Source organism: Brevibacterium permense (assembly GCF_025506275.1).
In the GTDB taxonomy this organism is placed as follows: domain Bacteria; phylum Actinomycetota; class Actinomycetes; order Actinomycetales; family Brevibacteriaceae; genus Brevibacterium; species Brevibacterium permense_A.
In genome coordinates, this window is sequence record NZ_QYCP01000092.1 from 97,585 (window position 1) to 122,473 (window position 24,889).

24 protein-coding genes and 1 tRNA gene are annotated in these 24,889 nt (G+C 65.0%); 18 read left to right on the plus strand and 7 right to left on the minus strand.

All coding sequences use genetic code 11. The features are described 5' to 3' along the window. Positions 1 to 57: 57 nt before the first annotated feature. The 8 genes from obgE to D3I60_RS13700 all read left to right on the plus strand — a co-directional run bounded on the left by obgE (position 58) and on the right by D3I60_RS13700 (position 7,508). Positions 58 to 1,623 (plus strand): GTPase ObgE, encoded by a 1,566-nt coding sequence (obgE, locus tag D3I60_RS13665; RefSeq protein ID WP_262776833.1) that lies wholly within the window; start codon positions 58 to 60, stop codon positions 1,621 to 1,623. Beyond that, positions 1,620 to 2,786: a glutamate 5-kinase gene (gene proB, locus D3I60_RS13670; RefSeq protein ID WP_262776834.1), complete on the plus strand. Its 1,167-nt coding sequence runs from the start codon at positions 1,620 to 1,622 to the stop codon at positions 2,784 to 2,786. Before obgE ends, proB begins: the two co-directional genes overlap by 4 nt. Before the next feature lie 3 nt (positions 2,787 to 2,789). Then, positions 2,790 to 4,079: a glutamate-5-semialdehyde dehydrogenase gene (locus D3I60_RS13675; protein ID WP_262776835.1), complete on the plus strand. Its 1,290-nt coding sequence runs from the start codon at positions 2,790 to 2,792 to the stop codon at positions 4,077 to 4,079. Between the two features lie 175 nt (positions 4,080 to 4,254). After that, a complete protein-coding gene (locus D3I60_RS13680) occupies positions 4,255 to 4,416 on the plus strand; it encodes a hypothetical protein (RefSeq protein ID WP_167443897.1) in 162 nt (53 codons plus the stop codon). A gap of 1 nt (position 4,417) precedes the next feature. Further along, a complete protein-coding gene (gene nadD / locus D3I60_RS13685; RefSeq protein ID WP_262776836.1) occupies positions 4,418 to 5,023 on the plus strand; it encodes a nicotinate-nucleotide adenylyltransferase in 606 nt (201 codons plus the stop codon). Further along, positions 5,016 to 6,485 (plus strand): hypothetical protein, encoded by a 1,470-nt coding sequence (locus tag D3I60_RS13690; protein ID WP_262776837.1) that lies wholly within the window; start codon positions 5,016 to 5,018, stop codon positions 6,483 to 6,485. Before nadD ends, D3I60_RS13690 begins: the two co-directional genes overlap by 8 nt. Positions 6,486 to 6,537: 52 nt before the next feature. Further along, positions 6,538 to 6,915, plus strand: a complete 378-nt coding sequence (gene rsfS / locus D3I60_RS13695; protein WP_262776838.1) for a ribosome silencing factor — start codon at positions 6,538 to 6,540, stop codon at positions 6,913 to 6,915. Continuing rightward, positions 6,912 to 7,508 carry a histidine phosphatase family protein gene (locus tag D3I60_RS13700; protein WP_262776839.1) on the plus strand — a complete coding sequence of 199 codons (597 nt, stop codon included), beginning with the start codon at positions 6,912 to 6,914 and terminating at the stop codon, positions 7,506 to 7,508. The genes rsfS and D3I60_RS13700 overlap by 4 nt, the downstream gene beginning before the upstream one ends. 93 nt (positions 7,509 to 7,601) lie before the next feature. Here the strand turns inward: D3I60_RS13700 and D3I60_RS13705 are convergent, their stop codons facing one another. Next, complete coding sequence (locus D3I60_RS13705; protein WP_262776840.1) at positions 7,602 to 8,741, minus strand: glycosyltransferase family 4 protein; 1,140 nt, start codon at positions 8,739 to 8,741, stop codon at positions 7,602 to 7,604. Between the two features lie 114 nt (positions 8,742 to 8,855). On the opposite strand from D3I60_RS13705, the gene D3I60_RS13710 reads away from it, so the two are divergent. Genes D3I60_RS13710 through D3I60_RS13735 form a run of 6 tightly spaced genes read left to right on the plus strand, consistent with a single transcriptional unit; the run spans position 8,856 to position 14,757 of the window. Then, entirely contained in the window at positions 8,856 to 11,894 is a 3,039-nt protein-coding gene (locus D3I60_RS13710) for a DUF4040 family protein (protein WP_262776841.1), read from the plus strand. Next, positions 11,891 to 12,223, plus strand: coding sequence for a sodium:proton antiporter (locus D3I60_RS13715; RefSeq protein ID WP_262776842.1), 333 nt, complete (start codon positions 11,891 to 11,893; stop codon positions 12,221 to 12,223). Before D3I60_RS13710 ends, D3I60_RS13715 begins: the two co-directional genes overlap by 4 nt. Next, positions 12,220 to 13,737 carry a monovalent cation/H+ antiporter subunit D family protein gene (locus D3I60_RS13720; RefSeq protein WP_262776843.1) on the plus strand — a complete coding sequence of 506 codons (1,518 nt, stop codon included), beginning with the start codon at positions 12,220 to 12,222 and terminating at the stop codon, positions 13,735 to 13,737. Before D3I60_RS13715 ends, D3I60_RS13720 begins: the two co-directional genes overlap by 4 nt. Beyond that, positions 13,737 to 14,111: a Na+/H+ antiporter subunit E gene (locus tag D3I60_RS13725; RefSeq protein ID WP_262776916.1), complete on the plus strand. Its 375-nt coding sequence runs from the start codon at positions 13,737 to 13,739 to the stop codon at positions 14,109 to 14,111. The genes D3I60_RS13720 and D3I60_RS13725 overlap by 1 nt, the downstream gene beginning before the upstream one ends. Further along, positions 14,108 to 14,368 carry a monovalent cation/H+ antiporter complex subunit F gene (locus D3I60_RS13730; RefSeq protein WP_139467051.1) on the plus strand — a complete coding sequence of 87 codons (261 nt, stop codon included), beginning with the start codon at positions 14,108 to 14,110 and terminating at the stop codon, positions 14,366 to 14,368. The genes D3I60_RS13725 and D3I60_RS13730 overlap by 4 nt, the downstream gene beginning before the upstream one ends. Further along, a complete protein-coding gene (locus tag D3I60_RS13735; protein ID WP_262776844.1) occupies positions 14,368 to 14,757 on the plus strand; it encodes a cation:proton antiporter in 390 nt (129 codons plus the stop codon). Before D3I60_RS13730 ends, D3I60_RS13735 begins: the two co-directional genes overlap by 1 nt. Before the next feature lie 45 nt (positions 14,758 to 14,802). On the opposite strand, the gene D3I60_RS13740 is transcribed toward D3I60_RS13735, so the two are convergent. Both D3I60_RS13740 and D3I60_RS13745 read right to left on the minus strand, forming a co-directional pair. Continuing rightward, positions 14,803 to 15,525, minus strand: coding sequence for an alpha-ketoglutarate-dependent dioxygenase AlkB family protein (locus D3I60_RS13740; protein ID WP_262776845.1), 723 nt, complete (start codon positions 15,523 to 15,525; stop codon positions 14,803 to 14,805). 497 nt (positions 15,526 to 16,022) lie between these two features. After that, positions 16,023 to 17,234 carry an NAD(P)/FAD-dependent oxidoreductase gene (locus D3I60_RS13745; protein WP_262776846.1) on the minus strand — a complete coding sequence of 404 codons (1,212 nt, stop codon included), beginning with the start codon at positions 17,232 to 17,234 and terminating at the stop codon, positions 16,023 to 16,025. Positions 17,235 to 17,396: 162 nt separating this feature from the next. On the opposite strand from D3I60_RS13745, the gene D3I60_RS13750 reads away from it, so the two are divergent. From D3I60_RS13750 to D3I60_RS13765, 4 genes are all read left to right on the plus strand, one after another. Continuing rightward, a tRNA-Ala gene (locus tag D3I60_RS13750) sits at positions 17,397 to 17,469 on the plus strand. A 118-nt stretch (positions 17,470 to 17,587) separates the two neighbouring features. Next, a complete protein-coding gene (locus D3I60_RS13755) occupies positions 17,588 to 17,944 on the plus strand; it encodes a DoxX family protein (protein WP_262776847.1) in 357 nt (118 codons plus the stop codon). Between the two features lie 203 nt (positions 17,945 to 18,147). Beyond that, on the plus strand, positions 18,148 to 19,458 hold the full coding sequence (locus tag D3I60_RS13760; RefSeq protein WP_262776848.1) for a GH1 family beta-glucosidase: 1,311 nt from the start codon (positions 18,148 to 18,150) through the stop codon (positions 19,456 to 19,458). Beyond that, entirely contained in the window at positions 19,350 to 20,744 is a 1,395-nt protein-coding gene (locus D3I60_RS13765) for an MFS transporter (RefSeq protein ID WP_346659573.1), read from the plus strand. Before D3I60_RS13760 ends, D3I60_RS13765 begins: the two co-directional genes overlap by 109 nt. Positions 20,745 to 20,779: 35 nt before the next feature. On the opposite strand, the gene D3I60_RS13770 is transcribed toward D3I60_RS13765, so the two are convergent. From D3I60_RS13770 to D3I60_RS13785, 4 genes are all read right to left on the minus strand, one after another. Then, entirely contained in the window at positions 20,780 to 21,322 is a 543-nt protein-coding gene (locus D3I60_RS13770) for a YdeI/OmpD-associated family protein (protein ID WP_262776850.1), read from the minus strand. Between the two features lie 112 nt (positions 21,323 to 21,434). Then, positions 21,435 to 22,967 (minus strand): 3-hydroxyacyl-CoA dehydrogenase NAD-binding domain-containing protein, encoded by a 1,533-nt coding sequence (locus D3I60_RS19190; protein ID WP_262776851.1) that lies wholly within the window; start codon positions 22,965 to 22,967, stop codon positions 21,435 to 21,437. Next, positions 22,964 to 23,875 carry a 3-keto-5-aminohexanoate cleavage protein gene (locus D3I60_RS13780; protein ID WP_262776852.1) on the minus strand — a complete coding sequence of 304 codons (912 nt, stop codon included), beginning with the start codon at positions 23,873 to 23,875 and terminating at the stop codon, positions 22,964 to 22,966. The genes D3I60_RS19190 and D3I60_RS13780 overlap by 4 nt, the downstream gene beginning before the upstream one ends. After that, the gene (locus tag D3I60_RS13785; RefSeq protein ID WP_262776853.1) at positions 23,872 to 24,870 is read right to left on the minus strand and encodes a TetR family transcriptional regulator; all 999 of its coding nucleotides are present in this window, start codon (positions 24,868 to 24,870) and stop codon (positions 23,872 to 23,874) included. Before D3I60_RS13785 ends, D3I60_RS13780 begins: the two co-directional genes overlap by 4 nt. Positions 24,871 to 24,889: the final 19 nt, after the last annotated feature.

The following is a 24,889-nucleotide window of genomic DNA, read 5'->3' on the forward strand; positions in this document are numbered from 1 at the left end:
AAAGGGAGCATGAAGGGTGAGTCAAACGACTCACCCTTCATCTGATATAAGGACATTATGGCCACCGAGTTCGTAGACCGTGTCACCGTTCACCTCGCCGCAGGCGCAGGTGGGAACGGGTGTGCCTCGATCAGGCGCGAGAAATTCAAACCGCTCGGCGGGCCCGACGGCGCCGACGGCGGCAACGGCGGCAACATCATCTTCCGCGTCGACCGTCAGACCACCACCCTGCTTCCCCTGCACCACCGTCCGCACGTGCGTGCCGACGACGGCGGGATCGGCAAGGGCGATCTGCGCCACGGCGCCGACGGCAGAGACCTCATCGTCGACGTGCCCGAGGGCACCGTGGTGAAGAACACCAACGGCGACGTCATCGCTGACCTCGTCGAAGACGGAACCGAATTCACCGCAGCCGCCGGTGGCCGTGGCGGGCTCGGAAATGCCGCGCTGGCCTCGACGAAGCGCAAGGCCCCCGGCTTCGCGCTCCTCGGAGAGCCAGGGCAGACGCTCAGCCTCGTGCTTGAACTCAAGACGATCGCCGATATCGCCCTCGTGGGATACCCATCGGCGGGCAAGTCGAGCCTGATCGCTGCGCTATCGGCCGCCAAGCCGAAGATCGCCGACTATCCATTCACGACACTCGTGCCCAACCTCGGGGTCGTTCAAGCCGGCGACACGCGCTACACGGTCGCCGACGTTCCCGGACTCATCCCCGGCGCATCGGAGGGCAAGGGACTCGGCCTCGAGTTCCTTCGCCACGTCGAACGCTGTGCCGGCCTCGTCCATGTCATCGACATGGCCACCTGGGAGCCCGGACGCGATCCCGTTTCCGACCTCACAATCATCGAATCCGAACTCGCCGCCTATGCCGTCGACCTCGACGACGGGAGCGGACTCCTGCCGCTTTCACAGCGCCCGAAGCTCGTGGCGCTGAACAAGGTCGACATCCCCGACGGTCGCGACCTCGCCGATATCGTCCGGCCCGATCTCGAAGCCGCCGGATATCGGGTCTTCGAGATTTCGGCAGTCAGCCATGCCGGCCTGCGGGACCTCTCGTTCGCCATGGCCGAGCTCGTGCTCGCCGAACGGGAACGTCGCGCCGAGATCGAAGCGACACCGCAGCGCGTGGTCATCCGCCCGAAGGCCGTCGACGATCGCGGATTCGAGGTCCGTCCCGAACGCACCTCCGACGGACCGCTGTTCCGCGTCCTCGGCGACAAGCCTCGTCGCTGGGTGCAGCAGACGGACTTCGGAAACGACGAAGCCGTCGGCTACCTCGCCGACCGCCTCGAGCACCTAGGCGTCGAAGAGGCTCTTTTCAAGGCCGGAGCGAAACCCGGCGACACCATCGTCGTGGGCGGAGACGACGGCGTCGTCTTCGACTGGGATCCCACAACCGTCGGCGGAGCAGAACTGCTCGGCTCCCGCGGATCGGACGCCCGACTGGACGAGGAAGCGCGCTCCACACGCAAGGAACGCAAGGCCGCTTATCACGAGAAGATGGACGCGAAGGCCGCCACGCGGGCCGAGTTCGAACAGGAGCGGTTGGCCGAACGTGCCCACCGCGAGAGCCGCCTCGGTGCACCTGCGACAGAGTCCGGTGAAGGAGCCGGCGAGGAGTGAGCGCTGCAGCTCAGGCGGACTCTTCCGCAGGATCGTTCCGTGACGACATCGCCCGAGCCCGTCGCATCGTCGTCAAGGTCGGATCGTCCTCGCTGACGACGATCGACGGCGGACTGGACGAAGCCAAACTCATCGCGCTCACCGATGTCATCGGCGCTCACCGGTCTGCCGGTCATGAGGTCATCCTCGTCTCCTCCGGCGCGATCGCAGCCGGGCTGGAGCCGATGGGGCTGAAGAAACGCCCTCGAGACCTCGCCAGCCAGCAGGCGGCGGCCGGGGTCGGTCAGGGACTGCTCATGGCCGCATACACGCGGGCGCTGGGACGCTACGACCTCGTTCCCGGCCAAGTGCTGCTCACCGCCGATGACCTGATCCGACGCACCCAGTACAAGAACGCCCAGCGCGCCATCGACAAACTCCTGACCCTGGGCACGCTGCCCATCGTCAACGAGAACGACGCCGTGGCCACCGAGGAGATCCGCTTCGGAGACAACGACCGGCTGGCAGCTCTCGTCGCTCACCTGGCTCACGCCGATGCGCTCGTGCTGCTCTCCGATGTCGATGCGCTCTACTCCGGGCCCCCGGATCAGCCCGGCTCCCGCCTGATCAGGCGTGTGCACGGACCCAGCGACCTCGATGACCTCGCCATCGGCGGTGTCGGGACAGCCGGAACCGGCACGGGCGGAATGGCCACGAAGGTCGACGCCGCCATCATGGTCGCCGATTCGGGGATCCCGGCGGTGCTGACCTCGGCACCGCAGGCCGCCTCGGCGCTGGCGGGGGAGACCGTGGGCACATACTTCGCTGTCACCCACAGACGACGGGGCACTCGCTTGCTGTGGCTGCGCCACCTCGCCCGGACCTTCGGATCGGTCACGATCGACAGAGGGGCCGAAACGGCCGTACTTTCCCGGGGGACGTCCCTGCTCGCCGTGGGCGTCACCTCCTGCAGCGGGGACTTCGAAGCAGGGGACCCGGTCGAGATCCGCAATCTCGACGACGAGGTCATCGCCCGCGGCATGTCGAACTTCTCCTCGGACGAGCTTCCTCTGATGTTCCGTTCCACGACCGAGGAACTTGGCACCCGTCTGGGAAATGATTACCGTAAAGAGGTCATCCATCGAAACGATCTCGTTCTCACACAGGTGAGCGGGGGGAGATAGTCCATGACAGCATCAGCCGAGATCCACCCGAAGACCGTGCGCGGAGTGACCCGCATCGTCCGCAACGCCAAGTCCGCCTCGAGCCTGTTGGCAACGACCTCGACAGCCGAGAAGAATGCCGCTCTCGGCGCCATCGCCGAGGCGCTGCGCAGCAACACCGACCGCATCGTCAAAGCCAATGACGCCGACATCGCCGCCGGCACTGAGAACGGGATGAGTGAGTCTCTGCTCGACCGACTGCGCCTCGACGCCGATCGCATCGCCGCGATCGCGAATTCCGTCGAGGACGTCATCGACCTCGCGGATCCCGTCGGCGACGTCGTCGTCGGACGCACACTGCCCAACGGCATTCGCCTCACCCAGAACCGTGTGCCGATGGGCGTCATCGGCGCGATCTACGAAGCTCGTCCGAATGTCACCGTCGACATCGCCGTCCTCGCGCTCAAATCCGGCAACGCCTCGGTCCTGCGCGGAGGATCGGCTGCACAGAACTCGAACACTGAGATCATCTCCATCCTCCGCCGCGCCGTCGAGTCGGCAGGACTGCCTGCCGACTCGATCAACGGTATCGACCAGTACGGACGCGAAGGAGCGAACGTGCTCATGCACGCCCGCGACTACGTCGATCTGCTCATTCCCCGAGGCAGCGCCGACCTCATCAACATGGTCGTACAGGAATCGATCGTGCCCGTCATCGAAACAGGTGTGGGCAATGTGCACATGTTCATCGACTCCACAGCCACGGTGAAGACCTCCGTCGACCTCGTCCTCAACTCGAAGACACAACGGCCCAGTGTGTGCAACTCGCTGGAGACCCTCCTCGTCCATGAGAAGGCCGCGAAGAGAGTGCTGCCGAAGATCCTCGAGCGCCTCGATGGCGCAGGGGTCATCGTCCACGCCGACTCGGACGTCTCGGCATTGGCACCGGCAGGTATGAAGATCCGACGGGTGTCGAGACGCGACTGGGCCAAGGAGTACCTGGGACTGGAGATCGCGATCAAGCTCGTCTCCGGCATCGAAGAGGCCATCGACCATATTCGCGCCTACAGCTCCGGCCACACCGAGGTGATCGTGACAAAGGACCTCGACAACGCGGACACCTTCGTCACCGCCATCGACGCAGCGGCGGTGGGCGTCAACGTCTCCACACGATTCACCGACGGGGGAGAGCTCGGCTTCGGTGCGGAGGTGGGCATCTCCACCCAGAAGCTGCATGCTCGCGGCCCAATGGGACTCGAACAGCTGACGACCACGAAATGGGTGATGATGGGCAACGGCCAGGTCCGTTCCTGAATCCGAATCGACTCCGACACTCCGCGATCAGGGTACTCACCACCCGACCAGCGGAGACATCGGAGGGGAAGAAGTCATGTCGATGCCGGATTCCCCGATGGTTCATGAGAAACTGAGAAGGTAACGACCCCGAAGCGCTCCGCGCGCGACGGATCACTGAGTAAGGAGAAATGACGTGAACGCAGCCATTATGGCCGCCGCAGCCGAAGGTGGGGAGCACGCAGCCCACGTGGAGCTGCCGATGGATCCGATCTGGTACGGACTCATCACCCTGGCGATCTTCATCACGATGGGCATTGTGTCTCGGTCGTGGAAGGGCATCTCGCACCGCCACTGATATGGCAGACCACAGACGCAGAGTCGGTGTCATGGGCGGCACCTTCGACCCCGTCCACAACGGCCACCTCGTCGCGGCAAGTGAGGTCCAGGCGACCTTCGACCTCGACGAGGTGGTTTTCGTCCCCACGGGACGGCCGTATCAGAAAGACGTCGAAGAGGTCAGCAGCGCCGAGCACCGGTACCTGATGACCGTCATCGCCACGGCATCGAATCCGCGGTTCACCGTCTCCCGAGCCGACGTTGACAGACCGGGTCCGACCTACACGATCGACACGCTGCGCGACCTCGCCAGCAGCTACGGTCCCGATACCGAGTTGTTCTTCATCACCGGCGCGGACGCTTTGGCTCAGATCTTGACGTGGAAGAATGTGGATGAGCTGTTTTCCCTGGCACACTTCGTCGGGGTCAGCCGGCCCGGGCACGAACTCCACGGTGAGGGACTGCCGGTCGACCGGCTGAGTCTCGTGCAGATCCCTGCGCTGGCGATATCGTCCACGGATTGCAGACAACGGGTGATGGATGGTGCACCCGTCTGGTACCTCGTACCGGACGGCGTAGTGCAGTACATCGCGAAATACGAGTTGTACAGGAGTGAGAATGGCTGAGGAGCAGTTCACGTCACGTCGAGCACGGCGAGAAGCCGAAAGGCTGGCGGCGGAACAGGCGTTCGAAGCACGAGAGGTTCCTGAGCAGCCGAAGGAGGCTCCGAACTCTCGCGCCGGACTCCTCAGCCCGCTGCCCCCGAAGAAGCCCGGTGCGAAACCCGCCGCCGAGACCAGCGACAACACCGCCTCGCGCATCGACCCCGAACCCTCGCCGCGGACCAGCCACGAACGCGGCGCCCTGGCATCGGACCATCCGCAGGAGTCCCGGCCGCCGGTACATGCCGAAGACCGTCTCGACCCGACACGGACTCCGCTGCCGCACTTCCAATCGCGTGCCGAGAAGAAGCGATACCTGCGCGAACACGGACTTTCGCAGTACGGCGATCTGTCCACCGGTGCGATGCCCGTTGTGGCCGATGAGAAGGAACTGGCAGAACGCCAGGCCGCAGCCGAAGGTCGACTGACCGGACCGAACCCGGAAGTCTCGGATTCTGAATCTGCGGACTCTGACTCGGAATCAGCGACGCCAACAGCAGACTCCGCCGAAACTCAGGCCTCGGCAGCCGCCGCGAAGGAATCGGCAGCCGATTCGCAACCCGACACGAAGTCCGCCGCGACGGAGCACGAATCCTATGACACCGCCGGTTTCGGGGGAGCGTCCGACGAGGTCGCCGCCCGCGACTTCGAAGCCCCTGTCACTCCAGCCTCGGCTCCGCGACCGACGACCGTGGAGAGCGAACCCCATGACGCGCTGTCGATGCCGTACTCGGCGCTCGACGGCGACGCTCCTGCACTGGGCACCGAGGACGAGAGCGAGAAGCCTGCCGAGACCTCAGCCGAGCCGGACGCAGAGGATCAGAACACCTCAACCGACAATCCAACCACGAGTGCTGCCGCTGCAGCAGCCCCCGCGGATGAACCTGCCCCGGAAGACAAGCTGGCTGCGAAGCCTGAGGAAGATGCCGACGACGAGCCCGAGCATACGTCCCGGTCGCGGCGGATGCCGATCGTGCAGCCGCCTTCGACATCCGGAGTCCGCGTCGTCACGGCCGCCTCGGCGCAGATCCCCGAGATCGATGAACCCCGCAAGAGCGGTGCTCGCGGGCCGCAGACACATGTGTCCGGTCGAGCCGGCGAGTCGCAGTCCGGCTCAGCGTCCGAGCGGGCAGACGAATCGGCCGGCGACACAGGCTCCGATGACGCGGCACGCGCCCTGGCCGCCAATCCGGAGACCCGGCCGATGGATGCAGTGCCCGAAGCCTGGTCGCTGCCGAATGCCGACTACGAAGACGAAGAGACCGTCAACCCTCCCGGCTCACGCATCCGTGCCAGCTCGGTGACCGGGCACGACGGTCAGATCCTGATGGGCGAAGAGCCTTCGAAGATGCCCTATATCGTCCTCGGCGTGGCCGCGTTCTTCGCCCTGGCGCTCATCGTCATCGCCCTCGTCATGTTCCTCTGAGCAACACCCGGGACACACCACCTCGACAACCGCATCCATGCGAAAGGATCTTGTGAGCGAGATCGCCGAATCAACCCAGCTGCTTCGAACCGCGGCCAAAGCCGCGGACGAGAAGCTCGGAACCGACATCATCGGCCTCGATGTGAGCTCCACGCTCTACATCACCGACGCGTTCCTCATCGTCTCCGCCGACAACGAACGCCAGATCGGTGCGGTCGTCGACGCGATCGAACAGGAAGTGCAGCTCGTCCACGACCGCACCCCGCTGCGCCGCGAAGGCCGGGGAGGGGACTGGGTGCTGCTCGACTTCGGCGAGATCGTCGTCCATGTCTTCTCCGCCGAACAGCGCGAATACTACGCGCTCGAGCGGCTGTGGAAGGACGTCCCGGTCATTGATCTGCAGCTGCCCGAACCCGGCTCGGACACATGACGAAGACCGTTCTGTTCTGGCGTCACGGACAGACGGACTTCAACGTCGCCGGACGGTTCCAGGGACAGTCCGACGTCCCCCTCAACGACACCGGCCGAGCGCAGGCCGATCAGGTCGCCAGGCGGCTCGCCGATCTCGAACCGGAACTCATCGTCTGCTCCGACCTCTCGCGCGCCGCTGCGACCGCCGACAGCTTGGCGACACTCGTCGCTCTCGAACCCGTTCGCGATGAGCGGCTGCGTGAGACCGCCTTCGGCGAATGGGAAGGCTCCACCCGCGCCGAGGTGGCAGAGACCTGGCCGGACGAACTCGCCGAATGGGCCTCCGGCGCCGATATCGCACCTCCCGGAGGAGAATCGCGTACCCAGTCGGGCCGCCGCGTCGCCGACGCCATCACCGATATCGTGCAGTCCGCTGAGGCCTCGACGATCGCTGTCGTCGCCCACGGTGCGGTGCTGCGCGCCGCCGCCGAGATCCTCCTGGAGATGAACGGGACCGGCCGGCTCGGCGTCCTCAGAAACTGCGGTCACGGAGAGTTCGGGTATACCGGCGACCAATGGGTTCTGCGCAGTTGGGGCACGGTCTTTCACTGAGACTTTCGGTCGCACCGCTGCGGGCTCGGCCATCGGCTGCTGCGCCGCTGTCGAACCGGAGGCGGTCATCCGTGCATCGGTGTCCGCGCGGACTCAGCCCTCTGTCTCGCGGTTGGCAGCGACTGATCTGATGAGGTCGACCAGTGAGTCTGCCGACTTCGTCCAATCGAAGACCTGTGACTGAAGCCTGCCGGCCGCGGACTGCTCCGCCCACCTGCCTGCATCGGTGAGCCGCTCGACCGCGTTCGCGATCGAGCGCGGATCTTCCGGGTCGAAGTATTCGGCCGCCTCGGCGGCGATCTCCCGGAAGATCGGAATATCCGACACGGCCACGGGCACTCCCTTGGCCATCGCTTCGATCACGGGCAGACCGAAGCCCTCCTCCCGCGAAGCCGTGACCAGGGCAGTCGACCCGTCGAGCAGACGTGCATACTCCTCATCGCTGATTCCCCGATGGAAGACGACCCTCGCCCGGTCGGGAATGAGAGCTCGCAGCTGAGCTTCCCTCTGGCCATCGATGCGGCTGGCGATGTGCAGGGTCCACCCTGGCAGGTGCTCGAGCGCGCGGATGAGGGATTCGACGTTCTTGTACGGCAGGAACGCACCCATGTAGATGAGCGTCTTCGCATCATGACGGTTCACTGTCCGCGCCGGCGTGGCGACCGCCTCGGCGGCATTGGACACCACCTGCACCGGACGATCCGTCAGCCGGTTGGCGGCGATGAGATCTTTCGTCGTCTCGGAGACGGCCGCCACGGCATCGGCACGATTGAGCAGCAGCCGCTGCGGGACGAAGCTCAAGTGATACGCCCGCCACAGCAGCCTCACTGGCAGCGGCAGATCACCCGGCGGCTCGGGGTGGGAGTAGTAGATGAGGTCGTGGATGGTCAGGATGAGGCCGTAGCGGCGCCCGAATGAGCCCATCGTCTGCATCGTCGAGAACACGACATCGGCGCCCAGTGCATTGAGCTTCCCGGCGATGGCCACCTCGGCAGGGGAGGTGGGATCGCTCAGCTGCACCCACGAGCATTCGGGAAGCAGAGCCAACTGAGCCTCATCGCTGATGATCACGGTCACGTCGATCTCCGTGCCCTCGACGGCCGTCAGCAGGGCCGAGAGCAGACACGAACCGTACCGGGAGATCCCGTCGTGATGAGTCGTGCGGGTGAAGCGTGCGTCGAAGAAGACCGACAGCCTCCGGGATGGTTTGAGGCTCTTTGCGCTTTTGCTCATGGAACTCCGAGTCGATAGTCTGAATCTTCGAAAGTCTGTGTCTGTCAGAATGCGCACGAAGGATCAGTGAGTGAAGGAACGATCACCTGTGCCCGCGGCCGTTGAGGCCCGGTCATGATCCTAACGCTAATCGCTCTGGCCGCACTCGTCGCGCTCACACCCGTTCTCACCCGTTTCGTCGGTCGGGAGAGCGGCTGGCCGTTGGCGATCGCCTATCTCGGCGTGGCAGCCCTGTTCACTCCCACCGCCGCCGAGGTGATGGCCGGTCGGAATCCGGAAGTGTCCTACCCCTGGATTCCCAGCTTCGGCGTGGACCTGGCGCTGCGCGCTGACGGAATCGGTGTCGTCTTCACCTATATCGCACTGATCATCGGTGCGGTCGTGTTCGTCTATTCGACGCGCTATCTCAGCCCTGGACGCAATACGAGCTTCTATTGGCTGATGGTGATCTTCACCTTCTCCATGGTCGCCCTCGTGCTGACCAACGATGTGCTCGTGCTGTTCGTGTGCTGGGAGCTGACTTCCCTGGCATCGTTCTTCCTCATCGCCCGGTCCGGATCCCCCGGGCAGGCACCGGCCCTGCGGACGATGTTCTTCACCTTCATCGGCGGCCTCAGTCTGCTGGTGGCCACCGGAGTGATCGTCGCCGTGACCGGTACGACGAACCTCGCCGAGGCGATCAGCTCCCCGGTGTGGGCGGGCCAGCCCGAAGTCACGACGCTCGTGGCTCTGCTCGTCGGCGTCGCAGCCATGACGAAGTCGGCTCAGTTCCCGTTCCACCCATGGCTGCCCGACGCGATGGCCGCCGCCACCCCTGTGTCGGCCTATCTGCATGCCGCAGCCGTCGTCAAGGCCGGCATCTTCCTCATGCTCCGGTTCTCACCGACCTTCCACGCGACACCGGCATGGAATGTCCTGCTCGTGACGGCAGGACTCCTCACTGCCTGCCTGGGCGGCTGGTTCGCGCTCAACCAACATGACGTGAAGAAGCTCATGGCCTATTCGACCGTGTCCCAACTCGGTCTCATCACCGCGGTCATCGGCGTCGGCACCGAGGCTGCGATCGCTGCCGCCACCCTCCACGTCATCGCGCATGCACTGTTCAAGTCCGGCCTGTTCATGATGGTCGGCGTCGTCGACCACCTCGCCGGCACCAGAGACCTCGCACGGATTCCGAAGCTCCTGCGCACCGCTCCGGCGGCGTTCACGGTGATGATCATCGGCTGTGCGTCCATGGCCGGGATTCCGCCGCTGTTGGGATTCGTGTCCAAGGAGGCTCTATTCACTGCGCTGGGGGAGACCCCGGGCGGGCCCTGGGCCGGTTGGGTGGCTCTGCTCGTCGCCGTGGGTGCCTCGGTGCTCACCTTCGCCTACTGCGCGAAGACGGTCTGGGGCAGCTTCATCGACGGTCGCGAACCCGAGGAGCGTCGCATCCACCGCGGTTCACCCGTCATGCTCATCGCAGCGGCCCTGCCGATCCTGGCCTCGGTGCCGCTGAGCTTCGTCCTGTTCCTCCTCGACCCCCCGCTCGACCAGGTGGTGCGGGCAGCGGTGCCGACAGCCTCGGAGCATGTGCACCTGGCGCTGTGGCACGGGTTCAACATCGAACTGCTCGCCTCCGGGCTCATCATCGTCATCGGCGTGTTCATCATCCTCCGCCGGTCACGAGTCTTCGTCTTCTTCCACAAGGCCACGCTGCCCTTCGACGGTTCCGATGTCATCGACTCGCTGACGAAGACTCTCAAACGCCTGGGATACGGGCTCTCCGCCTTCGTCCGTCCCATGAACTCAGGGCCGTATCTCGCTCTGTCCCTGGGCGGACTGAGTGTGCTCGCCATCGGGGCCCTGCCTGTCGTCTACGCCGAACTGCCGCCGCTGCAGGAGAACCTCAGCCGCCCGGTGGACTTCATTCTGCTCATCCTCATCACCGTGGCTGTGCTCGTCCTCTGCACCTCGCACTCACGGCTGACCACCGTTGTGGCGCTCTCGGCCATCGGCATACTCGCGACCGTGCAGATCCTCGCCCTCGGCGCCCCCGACGTCACCCTGACACAGCTGCTCGTCGAAGCGATGACGATCATCGTCATCATGCTCGTGCTGCAGAAGCTGCCGCGCTCATTCTGGAAGTACCCGAAGCGCAAGCAGACACCGCGTCTGCTCCTGGCGATCATCGTCGGCGCGAGCGTCTCCGGACTGACTCTGGCGCTCAACGGCCGTCGGGGACGCTCTGCCCTCGGCCAGTATTACCTCGACAAGGCTCCGGAGATCAGCGGCGGAGACAACATCGTCAACACCATCCTCGTCGAATTCCGTGCCCTCGACACCCTCGGTGAGCTGACCGTCCTCGGCATGGCCGGAATCGCGATCGTCGCGGTGATGTCGACGGTCAAGGACAAGTTCATCGACCCGCCGGCCGAGAACATCCCGGAACCTCCGCGGCCCCCGTGGGTGTCGATCCGCCCCAAAGGCACCTCCGCATATCGAGCCGTCCACGAGGCGTGGCCGAACGTCATCCCTCTGCAGCTGACCCTGAAGGTTCTCGGGCCGCTGCTGGCGCTGAGTTCCCTGCTCATCTTCTGGCGCGGTCACAACTCCCCTGGAGGCGGGTTCATCGCCGCCCTCGTCGGTTCCGCGGTCATCGGTCTGGCCTACCTGTCCACGCCGAAGGACCGGGCTCTCGGTCCACCGCGTGCGCCCCTCTACCTCATCGGCTCCGGAGTCGCCACGGCTGTGGTCACAGGAATCGTCGGTCTCCTGTTCGCCGGTTCGTTCCTCCAGCCGCTGCACACGGAATTTGCCGGTCAGCATTGGACGACATCGATGCTCTTCGACGTCGGCGTCTACTTGGCGGTACTCGGCCTCATGCTGCTCTCGTTCAACCTCCTCGGTGTCTCGGACTCCGCGGCCACTCCGGCCGGAGACGATGTGCTCACCAACGGCATCATCCGCCGCGACGTCGAACGCACACGCGAACGTGCCGATGAACTGCTCTACGGTGAGCTGAGCGGTCCGATGGAGGCTATCCGCGGGGAACGCCCCGAACGCAGCCGCCGCCGCGGTGTCGAAGCGTCCGGGGAAGCGAAGGTGCGCGCGAATTCGACGCATATCCTCCACGGGGATCCACCAGCCGACGGAGATGAGGAGGAAGCATGATCCTGGCACTGACGATCGGCGTCCTCACCACAGGCGGCGTCTACCTCATGATGCAGCGCTCCATGGTCCGGGGAGTCTTCGGACTCACACTCATCTCCCATGCCGCGAACTTCATCCTGCTGTCGGCCGGAGTCGGGGCCTGGCGAGGCGAACCGCTGGCCGGACGCGGAGACCTCACCGAGGCGGCCGATCCGCTGCCTCAGGCCTTCGTCCTCACAGCCATCGTCATCACCTTGGCGGTGACTATCTTCATGCTAGCGCTGGCCGTGCTGGGCCACGATGACGATCAGAAACGCAATCCCGAGACAGGGGAGGAGCGCGACTCATGAACTCCGCACTGCTCCTCCTGCTCATCGGCATCCCGCTCCTGGCCTCGGCCCTGAGCGTGCTCATCACCTCACGCGCCTTCGACCGGCTGCTCCTGCTCGCCGTTCCTGTGCTCGTCGGCGGCAGCGGCATCGCCCTCCTCGGGGTGCACGCCTCGATCCCGGTGATCGCCCATTCGGTCGGTGACTATGTGCCCGGCCTGGCGATCGTGTTCGTCTCGGACACGTTCACCGCGCTCATGCTCGTGCTCACCTCGCTCGTGGCGCTCGTCAGCAGCCTGTTCCTCATCTCCACCGGAGAGGACCAGTACAGATTCGTCCCGGCTCTCATCCTGATGATGCTCACCGGCGTCTACGGTGCGCTGCTGACCGGTGATCTGTTCAACTTCTTCGTCTTCGTCGAAGTCATGATGCTGCCTGCCTATGCGCTGATCGCCGTCACCGGCACCTGGCGCAGGCTCGGCATCGGACGTCTCTACGTCATGGTCAACCTGCTGACCTCGACGATGCTGCTCATCGGTGTCGGGTTCGTCTACGGAGCCACCGGAACCGTCAACCTCGCCGTCCTGGCAGATCAGGGCCGCCCGACCGGACAGGCCGCGATCGCTCTGGGCGTGGTGCTGCTCTCCCTGTTCATCAAGGCCGGCGGCGCGCCCTTCCACGGGTGGCTCGTCCGCACCTATCCGAACACCTCGGCGGGCATGATGTCGCTGTTCTCCGGCCTGCATTCGAAGGTCGGGCTCTATGCGATCTATCGCATCTACACCACCGTCTACGGTGAACCTGCCCCGTGGGCGACCGTCATCCTCATCGTCGCGGTGGCCAGCATCCTCATCGGTGCGATCTCCGGGTTCGGGCAGGTGCGGGTGCGCAACGTGCTCGGATTCCAGATGACGGCCGGTGTGGGCCATATCCTCATCGGCGTCACCCTGCTGACTTCGGCGGCTCTCGGTGCCGGTGCCTTCTACATGATGCACCACATGATCACGATGGCAGGCCTCCTGCTCATCATGGGTGCCGTCGAACAGACCTACGGCACCGGTTCCTTCCGCAAGCTCTCGGGGCTCGCCTCACGGGAGCGGTGGGCGACCGTCCTCATGATCCTCGGACTCTTCTCACTCGTCGGTCTGCCGCCGACCTCGGGACTGTGGGGCAAGGTCGGACTCGTCAGGGCCTCCACGGACACCGGCGGCGGCTTCGGATGGGTCCTGGTCGCCGTCATCGTCGCGGGCGCACTGATCAGTCTGCTGGCGCTTCAGCGCACCTGGCGCAACACCTTCTGGGGACCGCCGATGCAGACGTACCGTCCGGACTCGGCTGAGACCGGGCGTGCTCCGGCCGAACCGATCACGCGCAGCGTGCGCATCCCGGGCCGACTGCTGGTGCCCGCCACGATCATGATCGGGCTGTCCGTTGCGCTCTTCTGCTTCCCGGAGCCTCTGCTCGCCCTCACTCATCGGGCAGCCGAAGGTCTGCTCGACCACAGTGACTACATCGAGGCGGTGATGGCACCGTGATGCGAGTCATCCACGGCATCTCATACGTCGGCTTCATCGTCTGGGCGATCATCACGGGCTCAGCGACCATCATCTCCCGACTCTTCCGCAGCGACTACGCCCAGCCGATGATCGTCGAACTGCCGATGCGCTGCGCCACCGACCTCGAAGTCACGCTCTTCGCATCGTCGATCACCATCACTCCCGGCACCCTGGTGACAGCGATCGCCGCCGGCACGTCGACGACCCCGCCGGTGATCTTCGTCCATGCTCTGTTCGAGGAGTCGGAGGAATCCGCTCTCGCCGGACTCATCGATATGGAATCCCGACTGCTGTCCATGACCCGCGGACGAGCACCGGGGCCACACACCGATCCGCAGGGAGGCCGTCCGTGATCGTCATCGCAAGCATCTGCGCGGTCATCCTCGCCGCCGCCATCATCATCGGCCTCATCCGCGTGCTCACCGCTCGCGATCAGGGCTCACGCGCGGTGGTCTCGGACCTCATCTACTTCTCGGCGATCGCCATCGTCACCATGCTCGGCATCACCGTGTCCTCGTCGATCGTCCTCGATGTGATCTTCCTGTCGTCCATGGTGGGCATCCTCGCCACGATCGCTTTGTCCCGAATCCTCACGAGGGGGCACCGCTGATGAATGAAGCACTCGCCACGACTCTCGTCGGGATCTTCGGAATCACCGGCTCCCTGCTGCTGCTCGGCTCCGCTCTGGCGATGTTCAGGGTCCGTGATGCCCTGTCTCGGATCAATGTGTTCTCTCCGGCCACCGGACTGGGCATGCCGTTCATCGTCATCGCGGCCTTCATCTACGACCTCTACGCGTCCGGGTTCTCCTGGAGTTCGCTGATCATGGCGGTCATCGCCGTGCTGTGCCTGATCATCGTGTCCTCGGTTGCGAGCAACACCCTGGCCAGGTCGGCGGTGCTGTCCGGACAGCCGGTGTTCCGGAAGACGTCACCGAATCGGCTGGCAGCGCCGCCCGAAGGGGTTGTCGACGTCGACCCCGACGCGAAGGACTCCTGAGCCGACTCAGTCAGTTGGGTCTGCCCGGCCATTGATCACGTGAGCTCAGTCCCGTCCGGTCGTGCGCATCGTGATGTTGATCCTGCCCCCGCCGAGGTGATTCAGTCGTCCCGCATCCGGTGCAGTTCCCGGCTGGATCGACCTGACCCCGTGGTAGGCGAAGCGGGCAGGCCCGCCGAAGACGAAGGCGTCACCCGAAGCCAACCGCAGATCCTCGAAGGGACGGCTGCGTGTCTCCGTGTTCCCGAACCGGAAGAGGCAAGTATCGCCCAATGACAAGGAGACGACAGGGGCAGGATCGAATTCGTCCTTGTCCTGGTGCATACCCATCTTCGCGTGCTCGTCGTAGTAGTTCACGAGGGCCACATCCGGGTGGTAGTCGGCGGGGTCGAATCCCCACGCGGCGGCGGTACCCGGGGCGAGATCCGGTGCGGCCTCGACGACCGCTGCTGTGGACTGCAGAACCTGGCGGCCCAGACGGGCCATCCAATCGGGGAAGGGCAGCACCACCTTGTCGTTGACGTCGACGGCGCGGCGGTCGTAGCGCCCGGGCTGCCAATGCCAACCCAGCCCGATCGTCGTGACACTCATCGGATGCCCTGCGATCATCGTCGCATGGGGAGGAACCGGACCGGACTGCCAATCGGCATAGCGGGCGATGATCCACTGCTGCGCCTCGGCGCTGAGGAAACCCGGTACCCAGACCGCGCCGGGGGCGACGATTCTCGGTCGGCGGTCGAAGGCCTCATCGGCGAAGAGCGAATCCATGTCTACCAGGATGCCAGAGCGGGATCGAGAGTGATCACGAGGCCAGAGGAGTCGCGATGAACGCAGCCAATCCGCAATTGATCTTCCTCCACGGCGCCGGTGAGCGCGCCGACGTCTGGGACGACGTCATCGCCGAACTGCGGGCCGATTGGTCGGGCAACGCCATCGACCTCGGCGAACTCGGCGTCATCGACGATGGAATGTTTGACTTGTCCGACGCCGCGGATCGAGTTCTGCAGGCGATCGAAGCGGAGCAGTCGACAGTGGTCTGCGCACTCTCTCTCGGTGCGATGGTGGCGACGGCGGTCGCGGCCCGAGCCGACCCCGGCGCCCTCGACGCGCTGATTCTCCAGTCATCCGGCGGCGTTCGCAGCGCACCTGCGCGAATACCTCTCTGCCACGTCGGCACGCACGCCGCGGGGCCGGTGACATTCGGTCACCGGCCCCGCGGAGTCGACGATGGATCGCCGATCGGTCCGACTCGGACGTTCTCGGACTCAGAGTTCGCCGACCGGCACCTGTTCGTCGGCAAGACGGTCGGCGCTCACTTCCTTGCCGATGAGGGCGCGAAGCTCGTCGCCGTAGTCCCAGACATTGACGTTCATGGCCGCGGTGACCTTGCCGCCTCGGTGCCAGAACACGATGAGTTCGCCGCTGGACTTGTCGCCGCGGATGACAACGTCGTCCTCGGATCCGCCTCGACCGACGTATTCCATGCCGAGGTCGAACTGGTCGGTGTAGAAATACGGCTGCCAGTCATAGGACTTGGTCCCGCCGCTGATCGTCGAGGCAGCGACCTCGGCCTGGCGAACTGCATTGTCCCAGTGCTCGACGCGCAGACGTTCACCGCGCAGAACGTTCTTCGCATTCGCGATATCGCCGATGGCAAGAATGCTGCCATCAGAAGTGCGCATCTGTTCGTCGACGATCACGCCGTTCTCGGTCGTCAAACCCGCCGAGGAGGCCAGATCGACGGCGGGATCCGCGCCGATTCCGATGACGACGAGATCGGCGGGAACATTTCCGGCAGACGTTTCGACGGCCTCGACAGCGGAGTCACCGGTGAAGGCTGTCGTGTCCGCGTTCTTGAGGAAGTTCACTCCGTTCTTTCGGTGCAGGTCTTCGAAGTACTCTCCGAGTTCCTGCCCGAGGACACCGGAGAGCGGGGGAGCATCGGTGTTGAGGATGACCGTGACATCGCAGTCGTGAGACTTCGCCGCGGCCGCAACTTCGAGGCCGATCCAGCCGCCGCCGATGATCGCGACTTTCTTGCCCTCGCCGAACTGGGACCGGATGGCCACGGCATCCCCGGCGTCGCGGAGAGTGTGGATATTGCCCAGTTGAGCGCCGGGGACATCGAGAGTTCGGGGCACCGATCCGGTCGCGAGGATCACCTGACCATAGGACATGTCTCCGCCGTCGTCGAGTGTGAGGGTCTGAGCATCTGGGTCGACCGAGGTCACCGAGGAGCCGAAGAACGTCTCGACGTCGTGGGCCGAGTACCAGTCTTCTCCTCGGAGGGCCGAGTCGGCGGGATCCGAACCCTCGATCATCACCTTCTTCGACAGGTCCGGGCGGTAGTACGGAGCCGCGGGATCGGTGCCGACGAGCGCGATCCGAGCGGTGTAACCGGCATCCCGCAGCGATTCGACCACGGTGCCTCCTGCCAGGCCTGCGCCGATGACGACTGTTCCGAATTCTTCTGCCATTGTGGGTCCTTTCGTAGAGGGGACTCCCTTTCGACTGTACTCGCCGAGTTCAAGTGGCTCCACCGGGTCCGCCCCAGGTGACACACTGTGCCTCACGAGGTCCCATACCGCTTGTGCGATTTTGATCAAGGGCAGGGGGCAGGCGTAAACTGAAGTCGAAAAGGGGCTATAGCTCAGTTGGTAGAGCGTCTCGTTCGCAATGAGAAGGTCAGGGGTTCGATTCCCCTTAGCTCCACACATCTCTCCGTCGACTCGTTCGATGCCGAACAGTGCGTTGTGGACCTCATGCAATCGGAGCCGGACTCCGGGTCAGGCATCGCGTCGACGCGAGCAGGAGTCAGGACGGACGTGCAATGAACACGAAGACGGCGGTCATGACCGGCATCCTGGGCCTTGCCGGGGTTGCCCATTTCACCCGACCCAACCTGTTTGACTCCATCGTCCCGCCTCGGTTGGGCAATCCACGATTCTGGACCTACGCCAGCGGCATCGCCGAACTCGGTTGTGCAGGACTGTTGGCCAACCCGGCCACCCGTCGCCTCGGCGGTGTCGCTTCTGCCGCGCTCATGGTCGGCGTCTTCCCGGCCAACATCTACACAGTGGTCAAGCAGTGGGACAATCCGAAGGGCCGAGCCATTGCCTGTGCGAGGCTGCCTCTGCAGATCCCGCTCGTGTGGGCATCGGCGGCGATTGCCGCTGAAACCGACTGATTTTCCTCCTGCGCACCCGATCCTCCCGCTGCGATCAGTCCTCGGCTGACCGGTCGCGGCGCCCCCTGCGCGCCGCCCGTCGTCCTCGTAGAGCGAAGACCCGGCTGCCAGGTTCCGCATCGTCTGTTGCAGGCCCTCACCAACCGTGACATATTCGACTCATGGTGGGGAATCTTCCAAGCAATTTCGAGACTTTGTCCGGAATGCACTTCTCTGCGGCCACAGCTGCCTTCCAGATCGAAGGGGCGCGCAGCGCAGATGGTCGCGGCCGCAGCATCTGGGATGACTTCGTTGACACTCCCGACAACATCCTCGACGGCAGCACCGCCGAACCCGGTCCCGACAGCTACCACCGCCTCGATGATGACGTCGCGATGCTTGCCGACCTCGGCGTCGACCGGTACCGGTTCTCAATCTCCTGGACCCGTGTCATTCCGCATGCCGGGACGGACGCCTCGGTGAATTCGGCGGGGCTCGACTACTACGACCGCCTTGTCGACGGACTGCTCGCAGCCGGGATAACACCCGAACCGACGCTCTACCACTGGGACCTGCCGGTCGCGCTCGAGGCGAACGGCGGATGGCTCAACCGCGACACAGCCCACCGCTTCGGTGACTACACGCAAGTGGTAGCCGGTCGCCTCGGTGACCGCGTCCGTCATTGGTACACGATCAACGAACCCGCATCGACATCGCTGCAAGGCTATGCGCTTGGGGAACTGGCCCCCGGACGTACTCTGCTCTTCGATTCCCTGCCCACCGTCCACCACCAGCTGCTGGCCCACGGGATCTCCGCTCCCATACTGCGCGGGCACGGCGCAGTTCAGGCGGTGCCGACGCTCAACCACAGTCTCGTCCTCCCCGCGTCCGAGACTGCCGCCGACCAGGCCGCTGCCGACCTGCTCGATGCGATTCACAACCGCCTCTTCACTGACCCGTTGCTCACGGGACGATATCCCGACCTCAGCACCTTCGGCGTCGAGCTGCCGGTGGCCGACGGCGATATGGACCTCATCTCCACACCGAACGAGATCTACGGCTTCAACTACTACAACCCGACTACGGTCCGTGCCTCGGCAGGACCGGTGCCGTTTGAGACGGTGCCCACCCCCGGGGCGCCCGTGACCGGGTTCGGTCCCATGTGGCCGATCCGACCGGATACGATGCGGGACTTCCTCATCGACATGGGTCGACGCTACGGGTCCGCACTGCCGCCGATCATCATCACCGAGAACGGAGCGTCGTTCCCCGAACCCGACGCCACGGATACCGAGATCGTCGATTCCGAGCGGATCGACTATCTGCGTGACCACCTCGGCGCGGTGATCGAAGCGAAAGCAGCGGGTGTGCGCATCGACGGGTACACCGTCTGGTCGCTGTTGGACAATTTCGAATGGGCTGAGGGATGGAGCCAGCGCTTCGGCCTCGTCCACGTCGATATGAACACCGGAACGCGGACGCCGAAAGCCTCGTTCCGCTGGTATCGGGATCTCATCTCCGCGGTTCGGTCATGAGCGCGGTCAGCCCTCCGCCTCACCGAGGCGGTTCCGCTTCGCGAGCACGCGTATCGGTTGGGTGGATGGTGTGGTTCACGCTCGCCTGGTTGGCGATCTGGACGGTTCAGCTGACACCGATCCAACTCCTGCTGCCGCTTCAGCTCGACACTCAGAGCGGACACTGGATCGACGGAGTCGTCTGGTCCGGACTCGTCCTCTCGGCCGGGGGCCTGGCCGGAATCGCTGCCGCACCCGTGGCCGGTCGGCTTTCCGACCGCACCCGGTTGCGGTACGGCCGGAGACGTCCTTGGGCGGTCGGAGGATCGGTGGTCGCGGCACTCGGTCTCGTCCTCACCGGCAGCGCTGAAGGGCCCCTGTTGGTCGGGGCGGCGTGGGTGGTCACCTCGGTCGGCGTGTCCGCGGCTTCTTCGGCGTTGACTGCGCTCATCGCCGATCAGCTCGATGAGCAGCGCGGTGCGGCCTCGGCTGCCGCCAGTTCGGCTCAAGCGGTCGGCGTCGTCGTCGGCGTCGCCGCGATCGTGCTGCTGGGTCTGAGCACCGGCGCGTCCTATGCGGTGCTGGCCTGCTTCATCCTCGTCATCGGCACGGTCACTGCGCTGCTGCTGCCCGATCCGCCGCTGCCGCATGCCGCCGTGCTCGAGTTCCATGCCCGTCGTGATCTCATCCGGCCGCGAGTGTCCTCACTTGTCGACCCGAGCTTCACCCGGCTGCTCCTCAGCCGCTTCATCGTCAACGTCGGCAATTCGTTCGGAACGTCGCTGCTGCTGTTCTTCCTGCTCTACGGGATCATGATCCCCGCCGCCAACGCCGAGAACCGCCTGCTCATCCTCATCGTCATCTACACAGTCTTCGTGGTGGCCGCCTCGATCCTCGTCGGCATGGTCACGGACAGACGAGGCAGCCGACGCTTCTGGGCGGCGATCTCGGCCCTGGTCCAGGCCTGTTCCGGAATCATCATCCTCATCAGCCCGAACTTCACCATGACAGCGGTGGCGGCCGGAGTCATGGGGGCCGGATACGGAGCTTATATGGCGGTCAGCCTCGCACTGGCCACGGACCTTCTGCTCGACCCGGACGACCACGCCCGTGACCTCAGTCTCGTCAACAGTTCCGCGAACCTCGGACAGCTGATCGGTCCGCTCCTGGGTGCCGGGCTCGTTGCTTTGGTCGGTGGGTTCTGGCTCCTGTTCGCGGCCGCCGCGGTCGTCTCCGTGCTTGGAGCAGGGCTGACGCTGACTGTGCACCCGACACGTGCCGTGCTGCGGGCTGCGCAGCCGGACTGATGCCCATCCGACTCGTCGGTCGGATGGGCCCTGGCTCAGGCCAGCCCGAGCAGCTTTCCGCTCTTCGACAATTCCGGGTCCGTACATGAGGACAGATCGAAGCAGCAGGGACGACGTTTGCCGGACTCGAGCTTCGAGATTGCGACGTCGACACGGCGTGCCCGTGTATCGGCGTTCTTCGTGGACTTGATCCAGCGCACCCATTCCCACCGGGCCATCGGCGTGAGTCCGGCCCAGACATCGTCGAGATCACCGGCACCGTCGAAAGCCGCACGGAGGTCCGAGGGAACCGTCACCTCCGGCCAGTTCTTCGTCGGAGTCAGGCCGACCTCGATCCCCGCTCCTTCTCTCTTCCCGAGCTTCTCCCACTGGTCGTCATCGAGACTGATCCAGTGACCTCGACGTCCGTCGGGTTCGATGACAGTGCTGAATTCGGTGCCATCGAGGGTGCCCGTAACTGCGACCTGTCCGCGTGAGGGCAGCTGATTGCTGGCGTCCTGAGGCAGGCGCAGAATCGGCCGGTCGTAGAGCAGCTCGGCGTTCGCAGTGAAAGTGACGTCGGCAGTCGTGGCGGTCATGGTGACTCCTCATAGTACGGATGCTCGGGTCGGAACACTCGGCTTCTGGTGAAGCAATGAATTTCACAATAGTGGCACGAGGCGGTGCTGGCTTCTTGATTCCTGACGTCTTTCAGCCGATCGCCCGACCGACCCAATCCGGGCGCTCCATGTCGATCTGTGAGATCCGTTCCGCCACAGTGTAAGGGAAGGGCACGACTCGGTCCTCCGCCTGGTCGACGTGGAGGGCCATGATCTCCTCGGTCGATATGAGCCGGTCACCGACGTACATCTCATAGGCCAGGTGCAGCTTCTTCTCAGCGGCACTCACGAGGTGCGGGACGACGGTGAGCCTGTCGCCGAGGGCTGCCTCGTCGAGGTAGCGGATATGGGATTCGACGGTGTACAGGGACGCTTTCGCACTTTCCCGGTAGGCGGCATCGAGGCCGAGCTGATCCATCACCTGATCGGTGGCGAAACCGAACACGAGGACGTAGAAGGCTTCGGACATGTGCCCGTTGTAATCGATCCACTCGGACACGACTCCGGTGCTGTATGACCCGAGTGTCGTCGCCGAGGCGGTCCGCGCCGGCGATGCAGATGCTGGGGGAGCGGCGGCAGAGGGTGGGGGAGAGACCGCCGGGCCTTCTGGCGACTCACCGCCGACGGAGCCTGCCGTGGTGGTGGCTAACTGGTCGGTGAGTCGACGCAGGGCGATGATTCCGGCGTCACGATGCGCCACGAGGTCGGCGATGGAGCGATCACCGGCCTCGATGTCACAGCCGGCCACGACATCGTCACGCAGCTGTTGACTGAGCTCCGGGGCGGTCAGCCGCGTCCACGGAGACTTCAGCGAGGGGCCGAAATGGTCGAGCATATGCGCCATTCCGCCCTCACCGCCGGCGAGGTGGAAGGTGAGCATCGGTCCCTGGAACGGCCACCGCAGACCGGGGCCATCGGTGATCGAGCGGTCGATCTGCTCGACTGTGGCCTCGCCCTGCTCGACCATGTACAGGGCCTCGCGCCATTGAGCTTCCTGCAGACGGTTGGCGATGAAGCCGGGGACTTCGCGGTCCATGCGGATGACGGACTTGCCGATATGGCTGAAGAAGCCGGCGGCCCAGTCGACAGCGGCTGCCGACGTGGACCGGCCCCCGACGACCTCGACCAAGGGGATGAGGTAGGGCGGGTTGAACGGGTGGCCGACGACGAGTCGTTCGGGGTGGGCCGCCTCGGTGGCCATTTCGGTCATGCTGTATCCCGAGGTCGACGAGCTGACGACGATATTCGGCGAGCACACCTCGTCGATCTGGGCGAGCAGTCCGCGCTTGAGAGCGAGGTCCTCGGGTGCGGACTCCTGGACGAATCCGGTGCCGGCGAGCGCCTCGGCGAGATCGGTGTGGATCGACCAGGCGGTGCGGTCGGCTGACTCGACCATGTCGAGTTCGGCCAGGGCCGGCCAAGCCGCATCGAGGAGGCGCGCGAATTTCTCGCCGGCGTCCGGAGCTGGGTCCCAGATCTTCACCCGGTAGCCCTGTGCGAGGAAGTATGCGGCCCAGCCGCCGCCGATCGTTCCGGCGCCGACGCAGGTGACGGTGTCGATCGCGTCGAAGCCGAGGAACTCCGGCGTGTCGGGAAGGGGCGCGGCGGGGGTGGAATCGTTCACAGAGCGCCTCCGGTGATGGTCGGTGTCTGCACGCGCAGATCGAGGATCTCGCGGGCCTCGTCAGGAGTGGCCACGGATGCGCCGAGGCCGGTGATGATGTCGACGGCGCGAGCGGTGAGGTCGGCGTTCGTGGCCTTGACGCCCTTGGACATGTAGAGGTTGTCCTCGAGTCCCACGCGGGCATGACCACCGGCGAGGACGGAGTGGGCCACCCACGGCAGCTGGTTGGCACCGATGGCAAATGACGTGAACTGCGCACCTTTGGGCAGCATGTTCACCATTGCAGCCAACAGGCCAGGATCGGCCGGGGCACCGTAGGGGATGCCCATGCACAGCTGGTACAGGGGCGGAGCGTCGACGAGTCCCTCCTCGACCAGCACATTGGCGAACCACAGATTGCCGGTGTCGAAGATCTCCATTTCGGGACGCACTCCCAGAGCCTGGATGCGCTTCGACCCTTCACGGAGCATGTCGGGGGTCGAGACGTAGAGGTTCGAACCTTCTCCGAAGTTGAGGCTGCCGCAGTCGATCGTGCAGATCTCGGGAAGCAGCTCCTCGACGTGGGGGAGTCGGTCCAGGGCGTTGATGAGATCGGTGCCCGGCATCGTGGTCAGCGGATCCTGCGGATCGATGACGAGGTCGCCGCCCATCCCAGCGGTCAGGTTGATGACCGGATCGACATCGGCGGCGCGGACGCGACGAACGACCTCACGGTAGTACGCGACCTCCCGTGAACCCTGTTTCGTCTCGAGGTCGCGGACATGGATATGGACGACCGACGCCCCGGCGCGGGCCGCAGCAATGGCATCGTTAGCGATCTCTTCGGGGCTGACGGGAACGTGTTCGCTTTTGCCTGTGGTGTCTCCGGCTCCCGTGACGGCACAGGTGAGGATGACCTTGCGGTTCAAAATGACTCCTTCAGTCGATCGGCGGATGTTGCGGTTGTGGGTTCTGTGTCGGTCGTGGGTTGTTCTGCGGCGGACGGCGCGGCTGCTGTGCTCGCAGCAGTCGCTTCCCGCGACGGATGCATGATGGCGCGATCGAGATAGGAGTGGAGACGCTGGGAGAAGACCTCGGTGTCCATCACGCCTGTGAGCACCTTGATGCCGAGTCCGTCGAGGAGGGAGGTCAGCTCGTCGGCCATGGCACGTGGATCACCGGCTCGGAAGCAGCCGGTGCGCTGACCGTCCTCGAGCGTCGTCTGGACGGTGCACGACCAGCGTTCGTAGCTGAGCGGATAATTCGACAGGGCCGAACCTTCGAGGGCCATTCGAGTCCACGTCTGCAGCCAGATCGACCATTCGCCGCGTTCCGTGCGTCCCAGCGGGGACTGCAGCTTCAGCAGACGTTCGAGTCTCTGTGCGGGGTCCGCGATGTCGTTGAGCCACGCGATCTGACGGTCGAAGGCGAGTTTGACCGAGTAGTCGAGAGCGGCATCGAAGAGCTCGGCCTTGTTGGCGAAGTAGTAATGGATGCTCGGCGAAGAGACCCCGGACGCAGCCGCGATATCGGCGATGCGCACAGCGTCGAATCCGTACCGGCCGAACAGCGTCCACGCCGCCTCGGCGATCGTGCGTTTCGGGTTGGCGTCGTCGTCGCTGGCCGCAGCGGCTACTGAGTTCGGCGGAAGCGCGGAGACTTGGGACTCGTCGCCGAGCAGCCACCGGACTGTCACACCCGTGGCGGTGGCCACGCCGAGGAGCTCATCGGCGGTGAAGCGGCGGCGACCTGACAGTGCCTTGGACAGCTTCGTCTCGTCGATGCCGATCACCGAGGCGATCTTGCGCTGCTTCAATCCAGACAGCCGGATCGCCTCCCGGACGCGGAGTCCGGTGGCCTCGGAACCCTTGCCGACCGTGCCGCGGGTATGGTCCCTGGCGTCGTTCGCCTGCCCACCTGTCATGGTGCTGAACCTACCTCAG

Coding starts and splice junctions, on each gene's coding strand:
- D3I60_RS13760 (WP_262776848.1), top strand. CDS start 18,148: ATGCACTTCTCTGCGGCCACAGCTGCCTTCCAGATCGAAGGGGCGCGC.
- D3I60_RS13785 (WP_262776853.1), bottom strand. CDS start 24,870: ATGACAGGTGGGCAGGCGAACGACGCCAGGGACCATACCCGCGGCACG.
- D3I60_RS13770 (WP_262776850.1), bottom strand. CDS start 21,322: ATGACCGCCACGACTGCCGACGTCACTTTCACTGCGAACGCCGAGCTG.
- D3I60_RS13710 (WP_262776841.1), top strand. CDS start 8,856: ATGATCCTAACGCTAATCGCTCTGGCCGCACTCGTCGCGCTCACACCC.
- D3I60_RS13755 (WP_262776847.1), top strand. CDS start 17,588: ATGAACACGAAGACGGCGGTCATGACCGGCATCCTGGGCCTTGCCGGG.
- nadD (WP_262776836.1), top strand. CDS start 4,418: ATGGCAGACCACAGACGCAGAGTCGGTGTCATGGGCGGCACCTTCGAC.
- D3I60_RS13690 (WP_262776837.1), top strand. CDS start 5,016: ATGGCTGAGGAGCAGTTCACGTCACGTCGAGCACGGCGAGAAGCCGAA.
- D3I60_RS13765 (WP_346659573.1), top strand. CDS start 19,350: ATGGAGCCAGCGCTTCGGCCTCGTCCACGTCGATATGAACACCGGAAC.
- obgE (WP_262776833.1), top strand. CDS start 58: ATGGCCACCGAGTTCGTAGACCGTGTCACCGTTCACCTCGCCGCAGGC.
- D3I60_RS13735 (WP_262776844.1), top strand. CDS start 14,368: ATGAATGAAGCACTCGCCACGACTCTCGTCGGGATCTTCGGAATCACC.
- D3I60_RS13705 (WP_262776840.1), bottom strand. CDS start 8,741: ATGAGCAAAAGCGCAAAGAGCCTCAAACCATCCCGGAGGCTGTCGGTC.
- D3I60_RS13715 (WP_262776842.1), top strand. CDS start 11,891: ATGATCCTGGCACTGACGATCGGCGTCCTCACCACAGGCGGCGTCTAC.
- D3I60_RS13700 (WP_262776839.1), top strand. CDS start 6,912: ATGACGAAGACCGTTCTGTTCTGGCGTCACGGACAGACGGACTTCAAC.
- D3I60_RS13740 (WP_262776845.1), bottom strand. CDS start 15,525: ATGGATTCGCTCTTCGCCGATGAGGCCTTCGACCGCCGACCGAGAATC.
- D3I60_RS13725 (WP_262776916.1), top strand. CDS start 13,737: ATGCGAGTCATCCACGGCATCTCATACGTCGGCTTCATCGTCTGGGCG.
- D3I60_RS13720 (WP_262776843.1), top strand. CDS start 12,220: ATGAACTCCGCACTGCTCCTCCTGCTCATCGGCATCCCGCTCCTGGCC.
- D3I60_RS13745 (WP_262776846.1), bottom strand. CDS start 17,234: ATGGCAGAAGAATTCGGAACAGTCGTCATCGGCGCAGGCCTGGCAGGA.
- D3I60_RS13675 (WP_262776835.1), top strand. CDS start 2,790: ATGACAGCATCAGCCGAGATCCACCCGAAGACCGTGCGCGGAGTGACC.